15 protein-coding genes are annotated in these 13,864 nt (G+C 63.4%); 10 read left to right on the top strand and 5 right to left on the bottom strand.

Going from position 1 to position 13,864, the window contains the following annotated elements; translation table 11 throughout:
* Positions 1-249 precede the first annotated feature (249 nt).
* The 4 genes from AX735_RS25955 to AX735_RS15655 form a co-directional block, all read right to left on the bottom strand.
* On the bottom strand, positions 250-882 hold the full coding sequence (locus AX735_RS25955) for a hypothetical protein (RefSeq protein WP_066282239.1): 633 nt from the start codon (positions 880-882) through the stop codon (positions 250-252).
* 11 nt (positions 883-893) lie between these two features.
* On the bottom strand, positions 894-1,103 hold the full coding sequence (locus tag AX735_RS15660) for a DUF2188 domain-containing protein (protein WP_066282234.1): 210 nt from the start codon (positions 1,101-1,103) through the stop codon (positions 894-896).
* A gap of 74 nt (positions 1,104-1,177) precedes the next feature.
* On the bottom strand, positions 1,178-2,029 hold the full coding sequence (locus tag AX735_RS25255) for a nucleoside 2-deoxyribosyltransferase (RefSeq protein WP_156447524.1): 852 nt from the start codon (positions 2,027-2,029) through the stop codon (positions 1,178-1,180).
* 78 nt (positions 2,030-2,107) lie between these two features.
* Positions 2,108-3,181: a M14 family metallopeptidase gene (locus AX735_RS15655; RefSeq protein ID WP_066282231.1), complete on the bottom strand. Its 1,074-nt coding sequence runs from the start codon at positions 3,179-3,181 to the stop codon at positions 2,108-2,110.
* A 304-nt stretch (positions 3,182-3,485) separates the two neighbouring features.
* Here AX735_RS15655 and rpsM point away from each other — a divergent pair, with 304 nt between their 5' ends.
* The 5 genes from rpsM to AX735_RS15630 all read left to right on the top strand — a co-directional run bounded on the left by rpsM (position 3,486) and on the right by AX735_RS15630 (position 8,331).
* Positions 3,486-3,854 carry a 30S ribosomal protein S13 gene (gene rpsM / locus AX735_RS15650; protein WP_023836211.1) on the top strand — a complete coding sequence of 123 codons (369 nt, stop codon included), beginning with the start codon at positions 3,486-3,488 and terminating at the stop codon, positions 3,852-3,854.
* 73 nt (positions 3,855-3,927) lie between these two features.
* A complete protein-coding gene (gene rpsK, locus AX735_RS15645; protein WP_023836212.1) occupies positions 3,928-4,317 on the top strand; it encodes a 30S ribosomal protein S11 in 390 nt (129 codons plus the stop codon).
* Positions 4,318-4,427: 110 nt separating this feature from the next.
* Positions 4,428-5,480 carry a DNA-directed RNA polymerase subunit alpha gene (locus AX735_RS15640; RefSeq protein ID WP_023836213.1) on the top strand — a complete coding sequence of 351 codons (1,053 nt, stop codon included), beginning with the start codon at positions 4,428-4,430 and terminating at the stop codon, positions 5,478-5,480.
* Between the two features lie 202 nt (positions 5,481-5,682).
* A complete protein-coding gene (gene rplQ, locus AX735_RS15635; RefSeq protein WP_066282224.1) occupies positions 5,683-6,102 on the top strand; it encodes a 50S ribosomal protein L17 in 420 nt (139 codons plus the stop codon).
* A gap of 96 nt (positions 6,103-6,198) precedes the next feature.
* Positions 6,199-8,331 carry a prolyl oligopeptidase family serine peptidase gene (locus AX735_RS15630; RefSeq protein WP_066282222.1) on the top strand — a complete coding sequence of 711 codons (2,133 nt, stop codon included), beginning with the start codon at positions 6,199-6,201 and terminating at the stop codon, positions 8,329-8,331.
* Between the two features lie 37 nt (positions 8,332-8,368).
* Here the strand turns inward: AX735_RS15630 and AX735_RS25950 are convergent, their stop codons facing one another.
* Positions 8,369-8,545 carry a hypothetical protein gene (locus AX735_RS25950; protein ID WP_202189596.1) on the bottom strand — a complete coding sequence of 59 codons (177 nt, stop codon included), beginning with the start codon at positions 8,543-8,545 and terminating at the stop codon, positions 8,369-8,371.
* 82 nt (positions 8,546-8,627) lie between these two features.
* Between AX735_RS25950 and AX735_RS15625 the strand changes: the two genes are divergently transcribed.
* The 5 genes from AX735_RS15625 to AX735_RS15605 all read left to right on the top strand — a co-directional run bounded on the left by AX735_RS15625 (position 8,628) and on the right by AX735_RS15605 (position 13,687).
* A complete protein-coding gene (locus AX735_RS15625) occupies positions 8,628-10,136 on the top strand; it encodes a M28 family peptidase (RefSeq protein WP_066282219.1) in 1,509 nt (502 codons plus the stop codon).
* A 64-nt stretch (positions 10,137-10,200) separates the two neighbouring features.
* A complete protein-coding gene (gene guaB, locus AX735_RS15620) occupies positions 10,201-11,658 on the top strand; it encodes an IMP dehydrogenase (RefSeq protein ID WP_066282242.1) in 1,458 nt (485 codons plus the stop codon).
* A gap of 6 nt (positions 11,659-11,664) precedes the next feature.
* A complete protein-coding gene (locus AX735_RS15615) occupies positions 11,665-11,925 on the top strand; it encodes a hypothetical protein (protein WP_066282217.1) in 261 nt (86 codons plus the stop codon).
* A complete protein-coding gene (locus AX735_RS15610; protein ID WP_066282213.1) occupies positions 11,922-13,145 on the top strand; it encodes an RsmB/NOP family class I SAM-dependent RNA methyltransferase in 1,224 nt (407 codons plus the stop codon). The genes AX735_RS15615 and AX735_RS15610 overlap by 4 nt, the downstream gene beginning before the upstream one ends.
* A 29-nt stretch (positions 13,146-13,174) precedes the next feature.
* Positions 13,175-13,687, top strand: coding sequence for a tetratricopeptide repeat protein (locus tag AX735_RS15605; RefSeq protein ID WP_066282211.1), 513 nt, complete (start codon positions 13,175-13,177; stop codon positions 13,685-13,687).
* Positions 13,688-13,864: the final 177 nt, after the last annotated feature.

Below are 13,864 nucleotides of genomic sequence, written 5' to 3'. Positions count from 1 at the left end.
CGCTCCGCCAGACACTGCCTTCCATCTTGCGCTTTCGGCGGCATTGCGCGGGGGAGGAAGGCGCCCCGCGCGCTGACCGACTGCCTCTTGCGTTCGGTCCCTGGACGGATGCCTCGCGAAAGCCCCCATCCCCCGACCCGCCAACCCCCGGCAAATGCGAGGGAGCCTGTGCCGTGATCCCGCACCGGGCAGATTTGGTGCGGCGGCGAGGTGGTTTATAACCTATTTGGTTCTTTAAGTCAATTGTTGCTAGCTGGGTCTTTCAGCGTCGACCCATTGGCGCATGGCGGCCATAAGCTGAATGGTGGGATAGGCGCGAATATCCTCGTCGGATGCACCATTCGCCAGCTCGCGCTCCCAATACCATTGCTGGAACGCCCGATAATTGTCCTGAATGCGCGAGGCACCCACCGACGCTGCACCCGCATGATGGACCAGCCAGTCGCGGATGATCCGGACGATCTTGATGTAATCACCGTCGTGCGCCTCGATGTCCCAGCCCGAAATGTCGGACAGCCCTTTCTGATAATCATAGCGGGTCTGTTCCAGGATCAGGATCGACTTGGTATCAAGCGGGGCGGCACCAAAACGCGCGCAACCGTGATCGAGGCCCAGCTCGAAAGGCATGTTGAGCCGGGCATATTCGCCCACGGACCGGGACTTGCAGCGGCTGAGATCGTGCACGCCGTATTTCGACCCCCGGATCAGTTCGATGATGCGGTCGAGCCGATTGGCGGCATTGTTGGCGTTCTCAGGTGCTATGCGGGGAAAATAGCCAAGGTCAGTGATGCAGAAGGCCATGGCCTGGAGCAGCGGTGCATATTCATGGTCAAACGGGCAGTTGACGAAAACCGATCGTTCGAATGGCGGCGCGGCGATCATGCCTTGGAGGGCTACCGATCGTTGCCGTACGAAATGCGCTCGCGAATGCGTCCGTCACGGCCATAGATATACAGATCGGTACGCTGCTTGCGCGCGAGCTCTGCGGCCGCCTCAATCGCTTCCTGCTGCGTCGAGTGCAGGCTGCTCGCGCGCGAAGACCCGGCCTTGCGCACACTCCATCCTCGCTCGGAGGGGAAGACATGTTGGGCGTGCTTGGTCATTGCTTCTCCGAAGTCGCTTATATAGCCTTCCGGATAAGTTTTCTAGCCCTCCACAGAGCGAGCGCGGATTGGAGCTAAAAGGGGAGTTCAGTTGATTCTACTGAAAGCTCTATAAATTCTTGAAAGTTTCCTTGGGATGTGAACAATTCAAAGGCTACGCGTCCAGAATGGACGTATTTATCTTTAACCTCGGTTCCCGAAGATCTCGTCCAAACGTTTTTTATTCCCTTAACCTTAATTTGTGCCCAAGACCCTTTGGGCATACGTTGAAGAGGTGGGGTGATCAAATGGCGAACCTTGTCTTCATCTCCCTCAACCTTTGCTGAATCGCACTTTCTATCTTGCTGTTGGAATGTCCAATTTTTATGGGTGTGAAGATACATTGCTTCAATTTCAACAGCCTTATTTGAAGATTTATTGTGGATGTCAAAAACTAAATCGATTTCGGATCGTGCGGTATATTCATTTTTGAAAAGTTCTCCATATGAGCTATTTAGCTCTATAGAAAGAGGTTGTTTTTGTTTTCTTGAAATCTCCGACTTAAGCCAGTCTATTTCGGTAGATAGTTGCGATTTTAGCTTTGTGATTGAGCCATCATAAACTATGTGGCGATGATGTCGCAAATCGAATGGAATATCATCTGTTGATTGGGTCAGTAACGTACAAAGTTTCCCCTTTGCGTGTGCGTAGCCAACCTCGTAGAAGACGTTAGGGTTCCTCCCAGACATATCGGCTATGATAAAATCGCAGGCGTCGATCTGTCTGTAGATTCGCTCGAGGATTGTTTCTGAGTAAATTTGTTCATCTACTCGCTCAGCCAAAACGCTATGTTCCTTGCAAGTCTGCTGAATTCCTAGCTTGTAAATATCGTCAAATGTGTTGTCGAACGGCATTAAGACGAACGCAAAAAGCTGATTATCAGCCATGGTATACCGATCTTTTTGATAATGAATAATCCAAGAGGTGGGAATATAGTCAACAATACCTGTCCGTCCAGAGCGTTATCAAATCAACTCATCCTCATCCAGCAGCCGGTCGTTCAACAACGCCTCGGTAATCTGATCCACCCTCTGCTCCACATCGCCGAAGCGCATCACCTCGGCGATATGGACCAGCGCGTCGCCCTGGTTGACCACAGGCAGCACCGCGTGGCCGATGATGATGCCATCGATCGGGGCGCGGAATTCGATCGCGTCGTCGCCGAATATGCCCGCGACGCGGCCGATGACCTCGCCCTTCTTCACTGCGTCGCCGGATTTCTGCTGGAGCGTGCACAGGCCGCCTCGCGGCGCGCGGACCCAGATGGCGCGGCGGCAGCGGGCGGGGAGGGTGATGCTGGTCGCCTCCGGATGCGGCTGGATCATGCCCAGATGCGCCATCACGTTGAGCACGCCGTTGACGCCGCTGCGCACGGACAGCTCGTCGAAGCGCAGCGCCTCGCCCGCCTCCATCAGCAGCATGTCGACGCCTTCGCCGCGCGCGATGTCGCGCAAGCTGCCGGGGCGCAGCGGGCTCTCGATCACCGCATGCGCGCCGAACAGCATCGCGAGCTCGCGCAGGCGCTCGTTATCGGGCGCGATGCGGATCTGCGGCAGGTTGTAGCGGTGGACGGCGGCGCTGTGGATGTCGATGCCGAGCGAGCAGTGGCAGATCACCTCTTTCAGGAACTTGTTGGCGAGCTGCGCGGCGAGCGATCCCTTGGCGCTGCCGGGGAAGGAGCGGTTGAGATCGCGCCGGTCGGGCAGATAGCGGCTGTGCTGCTGGAAGCCGAAGATGTTGACCACCGGCAGGAACAGCACCGTGCCCGCCATGCTCGCGGCGTCGAGCTTGGCAAGCACGCGCTGGATCACTGCGGTGCCGATGATCTCGTCGCCATGGATCGCGGCGGAGACGAAGATGCACGGGCCGGGCCTGCTGCCGTGCAGCACGCGGACATAGAGGCTGGCGGGAAGTCCGGTCGCGGTGTTGCTGACGGGGATCGCGATGGTCGCCGAGGTGCCGGGATCGATCGTCACGCCCGCCAGGGTGAAGGGCGTCGCGGTGGCGGTGATGGTCGGTTCTGGCGTCTCGTCGGTCATGCAGCCCCCCTTGGCCCCCGTGATGGTGCGTCCGGCTTGCGCGAGGGGCCGGTCGGGAGTATGACGCCGGTGTGACAGCAGGCGCAAACACTTTGTCGCGCCTTGCTCCGCTTTTGTCTTGTCGCGTGCTTGACAGCATGGGCGACTCCGCCTATGCGCGGCTTTCATTTTCATTGAGCGGCTTAAAAACAGGCTTTGCATCGTTCCAAATGCGAGGCCTGCGATTTTTGCGCTTTGTGGTTTTGAAGCGTTGAGATGGGGCTGGCGGCAGGTGCCGCGCCCTGTGGAGCAGGAGACTTAATAAGTGGCACGTATCGCCGGGGTGAACATCCCCACCAACAAGCGCGTTATCATTGCGCTGACCTATATCCATGGAATTGGCCCCGCCAAGGCACTGGAAATCGCCGACAAGCTGGGCATCGACCACACCCGCCGCGTTCAGGACCTGAGCGATGCCGAGGTGCTGCAGATCCGCGAGACGATCGACGCCGATCACACCGTGGAAGGTGACCTGCGTCGCCAGACCGCGATGAACATCAAGCGTCTGATGGACCTGGCCTGCTATCGCGGCCTGCGTCATCGCAAGGGCCTGCCGGTTCGTGGCCAGCGCACGCACACCAATGCGCGCACCCGCAAGGGCAAGGCCAAGCCGATCGCCGGCAAGAAGAAATAAGGCCGCCGGGGCGCCTTAAGCGTCCCGCCCTTGTTTTCTTTTCCCGCAATCCCCTTATTCCAGGATATTACATATGGCACGCGAACCGCAGAGGCTCAAAAAGCGCGAGCGCAAGAACATTTCGGCCGGCATTGCTCATGTCAACGCCAGCTTCAACAACACCATGATCACCATCACCGACGCCCAGGGCAATGCGATCAGCTGGTCCTCGGCCGGCATGATGGGCTTCAAGGGCAGCCGCAAGTCGACCCCGTATGCCGCACAGGTCTGTGCGGAAGACGCGGGCCGCAAGGCAGCCGAGCACGGCGTCCGCACGCTCGAAGTCGAAGTCAAGGGCCCCGGTTCGGGCCGTGAATCGGCGCTTCGTGCGCTGCAGGCGGTGGGCTTCACCATCACCTCGATCCGCGATGTGACGCCGATCCCCCACAATGGGGTTCGTCCGTCCAAGCGGCGTCGCGTCTGACACCCAGGCTGTCGTTCGGGGTGGCGGACGCGCCACCCAAACAATTTCCGGCCGGGGCTCCCAAGCGCGACATATGAGCGTCGCCCCCGCCCAACACTCAGGGGAAGTCCATGACTGTCAACATCAAGAACTGGCAGGAACTGAAGAAGCCGAACGGTCTTGAAGTCAAGAGCGGCGGCGATCCCAAGCGCAAGGCAACCTTTGTTGCAGAACCTCTCGAGCGCGGCTTCGGCCTGACGCTGGGCAACGCGCTGCGCCGCGTGCTGCTGTCGTCGCTGCAGGGCGCCGCGATCACCTCGATCAAGATCGAAAACGCGCTGCACGAGTTCTCCTCGCTCGCCGGCGTGCGCGAGGACGTGACCGACATCGTCCTCAACGTGAAGCAGATCGCGCTGAAGATGGAAGGCGAAGGCCCCAAGCGCCTCCAGCTTTCGGCCACCGGTCCTGCCCAGGTGAAGGCGGGCGACATCGCCGTTTCGGGCGATATCGAGGTGATGAACAAGGATCTGGTGATCTGCCATCTCGACGATGGTGCGACGCTGAACATCGAACTGACTTGCGACACCGGCAAGGGCTATGTCCCCGCCGTCGCCAACCGTCCGGTCGATGCGCCGATCGGCCTGATCCCGGTCGACTCGCTGTTCTCGCCGATCCGCCAGGTGTCGTACAAGGTGGAAAACACCCGCGTCGGCCAGGAACTGGACTATGATCGCCTGTCGCTGACCATCGAGACCGACGGCACCGTGACGCCCGAAGATGCCGTCGCTTATGCCGCGCGCATCCTGCAGGACCAGCTGGCGCTGTTCGTCCATTTCGAGGACAGCATTGCCACCGCCACCACCGGTTCGGTCAGCCAGGCCGCTCCGGAAGAAGGCGATGCCAACCAGATCAACCGCTATCTTCTCAAGAAGGTGGACGAGCTGGAACTGTCGGTGCGTTCGGCCAACTGCCTCAAGAACGACAACATCATCTATATCGGCGATCTGGTCCAGAAGACCGAAGCCGAGATGCTGCGTACCCCGAATTTCGGTCGCAAGTCGCTGAACGAAATCAAGGAAGTGCTGTCCAGCATGGGTCTGCGCCTCGGCATGGACATCCCCGGCTGGCCGCCCGAGAACATCGAGGAAATGGCCAAGAAGCTGGAACAGGAACTGCTGGGCTAAGCCGAGATCGCCCTCTCCCCGTCACGGGAGAGGGTTGGGAGAGGGGTCTGCGCCAGCGTTGGCGATTTCCCCCCTCCCTCCGCCGCGTTGCGGCTCCTCCCTCGCCCCCTGAATGGGAGAGGGCTTATGGGTTAAAGGCAAGACCCTGATTTGCCAGGACCGGGGTACCTGAAACGGCCCCCTTACGAACGGAGTAAAAGAAATGCGTCACGGAGTAGGCAAGCGCAAGCTGCAGCGGACCAGCGCCCATCGTATCGCGATGCTGCGCAACATGGCAGCCTCGCTGATCAAGCACGAGCAGATCAAGACCACGCTGCCCAAGGCGCGTGAACTGCGTCCCTATGTCGAAAAGCTGATCACGCTGGCCAAGCGCGGCGGCCTTTCCAACCGTCGTCTCGCCATGGCTCGCCTGATGGACGATGCCCAGCTGGTCAAGCTGTTCGACACGCTGGCACCCCGCTATGCCGACCGCGCCGGTGGCTATACCCGTGTGCTCAAGGCCGGTTTCCGCGCCTCTGACGCCGCGCCGATGGCGATCATCGAACTGGTCGACCGCGACACCAGCGCCAAGGGTCAGGATTCGGGCCCGGTCATGACCGAGGACGATTACGCCGACGCGTAATAGTATCACACGAAACCGGATTGCCAGACAGGCCGCGAATGCTAAGTTCGCGGCCTGTTTTCGTTTTTCCAATCAACAATCTAAGAGGATCGCCACATGCGCAACCGCGCCATATTTGCTGCCTTGCTGGGAACCGTCGCCATGACCCTTGCCGTGCCCGCCTCCGCCAAGGACGCGCCCATCGCCTATCCGGTGACCGAAAAGGTCGACACGGTGGAAGAGCAGTTCGGCGTGAAGGTGGAAGACCCCTATCGCTGGCTCGAGAACGATGTCCGCGTCGACCCCAAGGTCGCCGCCTGGGTCGAGGCGCAGAACAAGGTCACCGATGCCTATCTCGAGACGCTGCCGGGCCGCGCCGCGCTCGCCAAGCGGATGCGCGCGCTCTATGATTTCGCGCGCACCGGCGTGCCGCGCGAGAAGGGCGGTCGCTATTTCTTCACGCGCAATTCGGGGCTGCAGAACCAGTCGGTGCTGTACGTCAAGGACAGCGCCACCGCAGCCGAGCGCGTGCTGATCGATCCCAATGCCTGGGCCAAGGACGGCGCCACCGCGCTCGACGCCTGGGTGCCGAGCGACGATGGCAGCAAGCTGATCTACTCGATCCAGGACGGCGGCAGCGACTGGCGCACGGTGAAGGTGCTCGACGTCGCCACCGGCAAGGTGCTCGAGGACGAGGTCAAATGGGTGAAATTCTCCAGCCTCGAATGGGACAAGGCAGGCAAGGGCTTCTATTATTCTCGCTTCCCCGAGCCTGACAAGGCAGGCGAGTTCCAGTCGCTCAACACCAACCAGGAAATCCGCTATCACGCGCTCGGCACGCCGCAGAGCGCCGATCCGCTGATCTATGCAACGCCAGACGAGCCCAAGCTCAACCATGTCGCCGAACTGTCGGATGACGGCAGCTTCCTGCTCGTCACCTCGTCCTCGGGCACCGACGAGCGCTATCGCCTCACGATGATCGATGTCGCCAACCCGGCCAAGCGCCGCGTGCTGGTGCCCGAGCTCAAGAACGACTGGCAGATGGCCGGCATGGCGGGCGACAAGATCTATTTCGTCACCAACAAGGATGCGCCGCGGCTCAAGCTGGTGGCCATGCCGGTGACGGGCGATGAAAGCAGCATCCAGACCGTAGTGCCCGAAGGCGAGGCGGTGATCGACGGCGCGTCGGTGATCGGCGGCAAGCTGCTGGTCAACTATCTCAAGGACGCGCACGATGTCGTGAAGCTGTTCGACCTCAATGGAAAACCGGCGGGCGATCTGCCGCTGCCCGGCATCGGTTCGGTCGGCGGCTTCCAGGGCGATCTGGATTCGAAGGAGACCTTCTTCTCCTATTCGAGCTTCAACCGCCCGACGACCATCTATCGCTATGACCTGGTCTCGGGCGCGGTGACGCCCTGGGCCGAGCCGAAGCTGGCGTTCAACCCCAATGATTATGTCGTCGAGCAGCGCTTCTACGCCAGCAAGGACGGCACCAAGGTGCCGATGTTCATCGTGAAGAAGAAGAGCGTGACCGGTCCCGCGCCGACGCTGCTCTATGGCTATGGCGGATTCAACATCTCGCTGACGCCGGGCTTCTCGCCGACCCGGCTCGCCTGGCTAGAACAGGGCGGCGTGTTCGTTCAGGCCAACATTCGCGGCGGTGGCGAATATGGCAAGGCGTGGCACGATGCCGGTCGCCTCGCCAACAAGCAGAATGTGTTCGACGATTTCATCGCCGCGGGTGAATTCCTGATCAAGGAAGGCGTGACCGGCAGGGATCAGCTTGCCATCCAGGGCGGATCGAACGGCGGCCTGCTGGTCGGCGCAGTGGTCAACCAGCGGCCCGATCTGTTTGCCGCGGCCAATGCGGCGGTCGGCGTGATGGACATGCTGCGCTTCGACCGCTTCACCGCCGGGCGCTACTGGGTCGATGATTATGGCTATCCGTCGAAGGAAGCGGACTTCAAGACGCTGATCAAATATTCGCCCTATCACACGATCCGCAAAGCCGATTATCCGGCAGTGATCGTCTCGACGGCGGATACCGACGACCGCGTGGTGCCGGGGCACAGCTTCAAGTACACCGCGAAGCTGCAGGCGACCGAAGCCGGCGACAAGCCGCACCTGATCCGCATCGAGACGCGTGCGGGCCATGGTTCGGGCAAGCCGACCGACAAGATCATCGAGGAATCGTCGGACATCTACGCGTTCCTGGCGCATTTCACCGGGCTCAAGATCGCAGGTGAATGAACAGGGCAGGGGGCTGGCCGAGCGCTGGCCCCCGCCTTTACGCCACGGGCAGGCGGCGCTTGCCCTTCAACCTGCTGGTCAGGTGATAGCGCCCGCAGCGATCGCATCGATAGGGCCTGAGATCGATCGTGGCTGCGATCGCCGCGCGCATGGCCTCCTCCTCGCTCGCAAAGCGCTGCTTGCGCTGGCAGATCGACAGGCGGGTGCGGGGCATTTTTGCAACAGGCGTCCGGATTATGCGGGGGCGGCGTGGGGCCATATTGCACGAGCCGCGCGCTTTGCGCCATGACCCGCGGATGACACAGACCTTCCGGCACCGCGCCCTGACCGCCCTTGCCCTTGCGGCTTCGATCCTTCCCATCGCTGCCCAGGCTCAGGACAAGCCCGCACCGATCAGCGAGAGTGAGGTCCGCGCGCATATCGCGGTGCTCGCCAGCGACGAATTCGAAGGGCGCGGCCCCGGTTCGGCGGGCGAGACGAAGACGCTCGATTATCTCGCGAAGACCTGGGCGAGCTATGGCCTGGTTTCGGGCACCAATGATGCGACGCATCCCTGGTTCCAGCCGGTGCCGCTGGTCGAGCGCAAGCCCTATGCCCAGGCGGTGAGCGCCACCGTGCGCGGCAAGCCGCTCAAGCTTGCCGAGGACGGCGTGGCGCTTTCGGGGCGCAACCCGACCGACCGGGCGACCGGAGAGCCGCTGTTCGTCGGCTATGGCGTCGGCGCGGACGGCAAGCTCAATGCCGATGTGAAGGGGCGGATCGTGCTGATGCTGTCGGCCGAACCCAAGTTCGAGGGCGCGGTCAAGCTGCCGGGGCTGCGCGATCGCCAGAAGCTGCTCGCCCAGGCAGGCGCTGCGGCGGTGCTGATCACCGCGCCCGATGGTGCACCCTGGGCCGGGCTGCGCGCCCAGCTCGCCAACGGATCGATGCGGCTCGCCAGCGACGATGTCAGCGCGCCGATCGGTGGCGTGCTGCGCAGCGATGTCAGCGAACCCTTGCTGCGCGCAGGCAGGGTGACCGCTGCCGATGCCGCCCGCCCAGACTTTGCCCCCGTGACGCTGCCTGTCACGCTCGATCTTGCCACCAGCACCAGCGTGCGCGCGTTCGATAGCCATAATGTCATCGGCAAGATCCCTGGCGGCAAGCCCGGATCGGGCGCGGTGCTGCTGCTCGGCCATTGGGACCATTTCGGCATCTGCCGCAGCGAGGAGGCCGAGGACCGCATCTGCAACGGCGCGGTCGACAATGCCAGCGGTATGGCGGTGCTGCTCACCGTTGCCGAGCGGCTCGCGCGGGGCGCGCCGATGGAGCGTGACGTCTATTTCATGGGCACCACTGCCGAGGAGCGCGGCCTGCTGGGCGCCTATTATTTCGCCGATCATCCGGTGGTGTCCTTGAAGGACATCGTGGTCGCGCTCAATGTCGATACCGTCGCGATCGCTCCTGCAGGGGCGCCGGTGGCGCTGGTCGGGCGCGGCGAGAACGGGCTCGACGAGATTGTCGACAGGATCGCGACCGATCTTGGCCGCAAGGTCGATTCCGACAAGGAAGCCAATGCCTTCATCCGCCGCCAGGACGGCTGGGCACTGGGCGCCAAGGGGGTGAAGTCGATCATGGCGGGGGGCTCGTTCAGCGACATGGCGCTGCTCCAGGCGTTCCTCACCACCGTCTATCACCAGCCCGATGACGAGCTGACCGACAAGGTGCCGCTGGGTGGCGCGGCGGACGATGCCAATCTGCATGTCGAGCTCACCCGGCATTTTGCCGATGAATCGAAATATAAGCCCGCAACCACTGGCGATTGACGCGCGGCTTGGTTACATGGGCCGCCACCAGAAACCAGATTCGCTGAAAGAAAGTGGCACCCGCATGGACATCCCCCTTGGCCTGACCTTCGATGACGTTCTGCTGCGCCCGGCAGCGTCGGAAATCGTGCCCAGCCAAGCGGACACGACCACACGGCTGACCAACAGCATCCGCCTCAACATCCCCGTGCTGTCCTCGGCGATGGACACGGTGACCGAAGCGAGCATGGCGATCGTCATGGCGCAGCTGGGCGGCATCGGCGTGCTACACCGCAACCTGAGCATCGAGGAGCAGATCGCGGCGGTGCGCCAGGTCAAGCGCTTCGAAAGCGGCATGGTGGTCAATCCCATCACCATCACCCCCGATGCGCCGCTGGCCGAGGCCCAGGCGCTGATGCGCCAGCACGCGATATCGGGCATTCCGGTGGTCGAGCCTTCGGGCAAGCTGGCAGGGATCCTCACCAACCGCGACGTGCGCTTTGCCGAGAACCCGGCCCAGCCGGTGCGCGAGCTGATGACCTCGGAGAATCTCGCCACCGTGCCCGCCGATGTCGGCCAGGACGAGGCGCGCCGCCTGCTGCACCAGCGCCGGATCGAGAAGCTGCTGGTGGTCGACAAGGACTATCGCTGCATCGGCCTGATCACGGTCAAGGATATCGAAAAGGCGGTGATGAACCCCGATGCGACCAAGGATGCAGCAGGCCGACTGCGCGTCGCGGCGGCGTCGACCGTGGGCGAGGCGGGTCTCGAGCGCAGCAAGGCGCTGATCGATGCCGAATGCGACCTGATCGTGGTCGATACCGCGCATGGCCATAGCAAGATGGTCGCGGTCGCGGTCGAGGCGATCAAGAAATACTCGAACCATGTCCAGGTGATCGCGGGCAATGTCGCGACCGCCGGTGCCACGCGGGCGCTGATCGATGCGGGGGCGGACGGCGTCAAGGTCGGCATCGGCCCGGGATCGATCTGCACCACGCGCGTCGTCGCGGGTGTTGGCGTGCCGCAGCTCACCGCGATCATGGAATCGGCGGAAGAGGCCGACAAGTCGGGCATCCCGATCGTCGCCGATGGCGGGCTGCGCACCTCGGGCGACGCGGCCAAGGCGCTCGCCGCCGGCGCGTCGACGATCATGATCGGATCGATGCTCGCAGGCACCGAAGAAGCGCCGGGCGAGACCTTCCTGTACCAGGGCCGCGCCTACAAGAGCTATCGCGGCATGGGCAGCGTCGGCGCGATGGCGCGCGGCAGCGCCGACCGCTATTTCCAGCAGGACATCAAGGATCAGCTCAAGCTCGTCCCCGAGGGCATCGAGGGCCAGGTGCCGTTCAAGGGCCCGGCGCGCGACGTCGTCCACCAGCTGGTCGGCGGCATCAAGGCGGCGATGGGCTATACCGGATCGCCCACGATCGAGGCGCTGCGCCGCAATGCCGAGTTCGTGCGGATCACCAATGCGGGCCTGCGCGAAAGCCACGTCCATGATGTGACGATCACCCGCGAGGCCCCGAACTATCCGACCCGCTGACGGGCGATGATCGAGCTCATCCCCTATATGCTGATCCTGGCCTGGTCGGTACCGGGCCAGCCCGGCAGGGTCGAGGTCGAACGGGTCAACCAGCTGTTCGCCGACGCCGAGCAATGCGAGCGTGCGGCGACGGGCTTTGTCGCCTCGCTCCGGCGCGACGGCGTGACGCATGTCTGCATGCCCGTCCCGGGATCTGAGGAGTTCGACACGCTGTTCCGCCAGCTCGATGCCGAGGCCGACAAGGCGCGGCGCGAGGGCGGGGAATGACCCCGGCGGCCCGCGTCCAGGCGGCGATCGATCTGGTCGATGCTATCCTGCATGCCGCGCGCGGGCAGGGAGCGAGCGCGGACACGCTGGCGCGCAACTTCTTCCGCGAGCGGCGCTATATGGGATCGGGCGACCGGCGCGCAGTGCGCGACCTGGCCTGGCGCGCGGTGCGGCGCTTCGGCGAGTTGCCCCAGAACGGCCGCGCGGCGCTGGCCGGGCTGGCGCGCGAGGATGCGGCGCTGGCCGAGCTGTTCGATGGTTCGACCTACGGGCCTGCGGCGCTCGCCGAGAATGAGCCGGTGGCCTCTGGTGGCGTTATTCCCGCATGGATCGAGGCGCTGCTGCCGCCGCTGTTCGATGAGGCGGAAAAGGCCGCGTTGCTCGACCGCGCGCCGCTTGACTTGCGCTACGATCCCGCGCGGACCGATCCGGATGCACTTCGCGCCATATGGCCGGAGATCGAATTCAGCGATGCGCTGCCGCGTGCCGCGCGGCTGCCGGGCAACACGCCTGTCGAGGACAGCGCGCCCTGGCAAGCGGGTGCGATCGACGTGCAGGACTGGGGCAGCCAGGCAATCGTCCAGGCGTGCCTCGGCGAGCAGGCCCCGGCGCTGGTGATCGACCTGTGCGCGGGCGCGGGCGGCAAGACGCTGGCGCTGTCCGCGCTGCTGCCCGAGGCACGGATCATCGCATCGGACACCAGCCGCGACCGCTTGCAGGCGATGGAGCCGCGCCGGAAGCGCGCCGGGCGCGACCGGATCGAGCCGCTGCTGCTCGATCCGAAGCGCGAATGGGAGCGGCTCGCTCCGTTCGAAGGCCAGGCCGATCTGGTGCTGGTCGATGCGCCGTGCAGCGGATCGGGCACGTGGCGGCGCAATCCCGAAACGCGCTGGCGGCTCACCCCCGATCGGCTGGCGCGCGTGGTGGCCGAGCAGGCCCGGCTGATCGAGATCGCCCAGCGGCTGGTGCGGCCCGGCGGGGCTTTGGTCTATGCTGTCTGTTCGCTGCTGCCCGACGAGGGGCCACGCCAGGCCGCGCGCGGCTTGTGCGACGCCGAGGGCTGGACTATCTTCAATCCCGATATGCAGATTGGCCGCCTGATCGGAGCCGATGGACGGCTTTGCGACGCATCAGACCCTGCGCCTGCCGCCGGCCGACTGCTCACCCCGCGTCATGACGGCACCGATGGCTTTTTCTTCACAAGAGCCCGGCGGTCATGATAGCCTTACGCTCTGCCTGGGAGACTATCATGCGTTTTGCGCCCGCCGCCATTGCCCTGTCGCTCGTTCTCGCGACCGTTTCCAGCACCGGGATCGGCCAGCCGGTCCGCTATGCGGTCAATCCGGCGTCGCAGCTGCTGGTTGATGAAGGCGCGAAGGTGCAGGCGGCTGGCAAGCTCGACGACGCCAACAGCCTCTATGAAGCTGCGCTCGCAGTCGATCCGGGCAACCGCGCCGCCTATATCGCACTGGCGCAGGTCGCGAGTGCGCAGAACCTGCCGGGCAAGGCGATCCGCTATTATCGCGAGGCGCTGCGGCTCGATCCGAACGATATTGCCGCGCTGGCAGGTCAGGGCGAGGCGATGATCCAGCGCGGCGCGGTCGAAAAGGCGCGGCGCAACCTGGTGCGCATCGAGGCGCTGTGCACCAGCACATGCACCGAAGCCGGCCGCCTGCTCGCCGCGATCGACAAGGCCGCGGCCAAGCCCGTGCTGTCTGCCGAAGCGGTGGCCTCGACCCCCACGGTGACCGAGCAGCCTTGATCTTCCGGATACCGGCCCACGTCCGCTCAGCCTGAGCTTGTCGAAGGCTCCGCGCCCAACCTTCCTGACGACCTATACCGTCACCCTGAACTTGTTTCAGGGTCCATTTGTCACCAAGCGGCTTCGGCTTTTTGCTGCACGATGGATCCTGAAACAAGTTCAGGATGACGTGAATAT

Origin of the sequence: Blastomonas sp. CCH1-A6 (assembly GCF_001556365.1) — a bacterium.
GTDB lineage: Bacteria > Pseudomonadota > Alphaproteobacteria > Sphingomonadales > Sphingomonadaceae > Blastomonas > Blastomonas ursincola.
The sequence above is the reverse complement of the archived record's forward strand: the minus strand, read 5'-3'. Positions and strand labels throughout refer to the sequence as shown.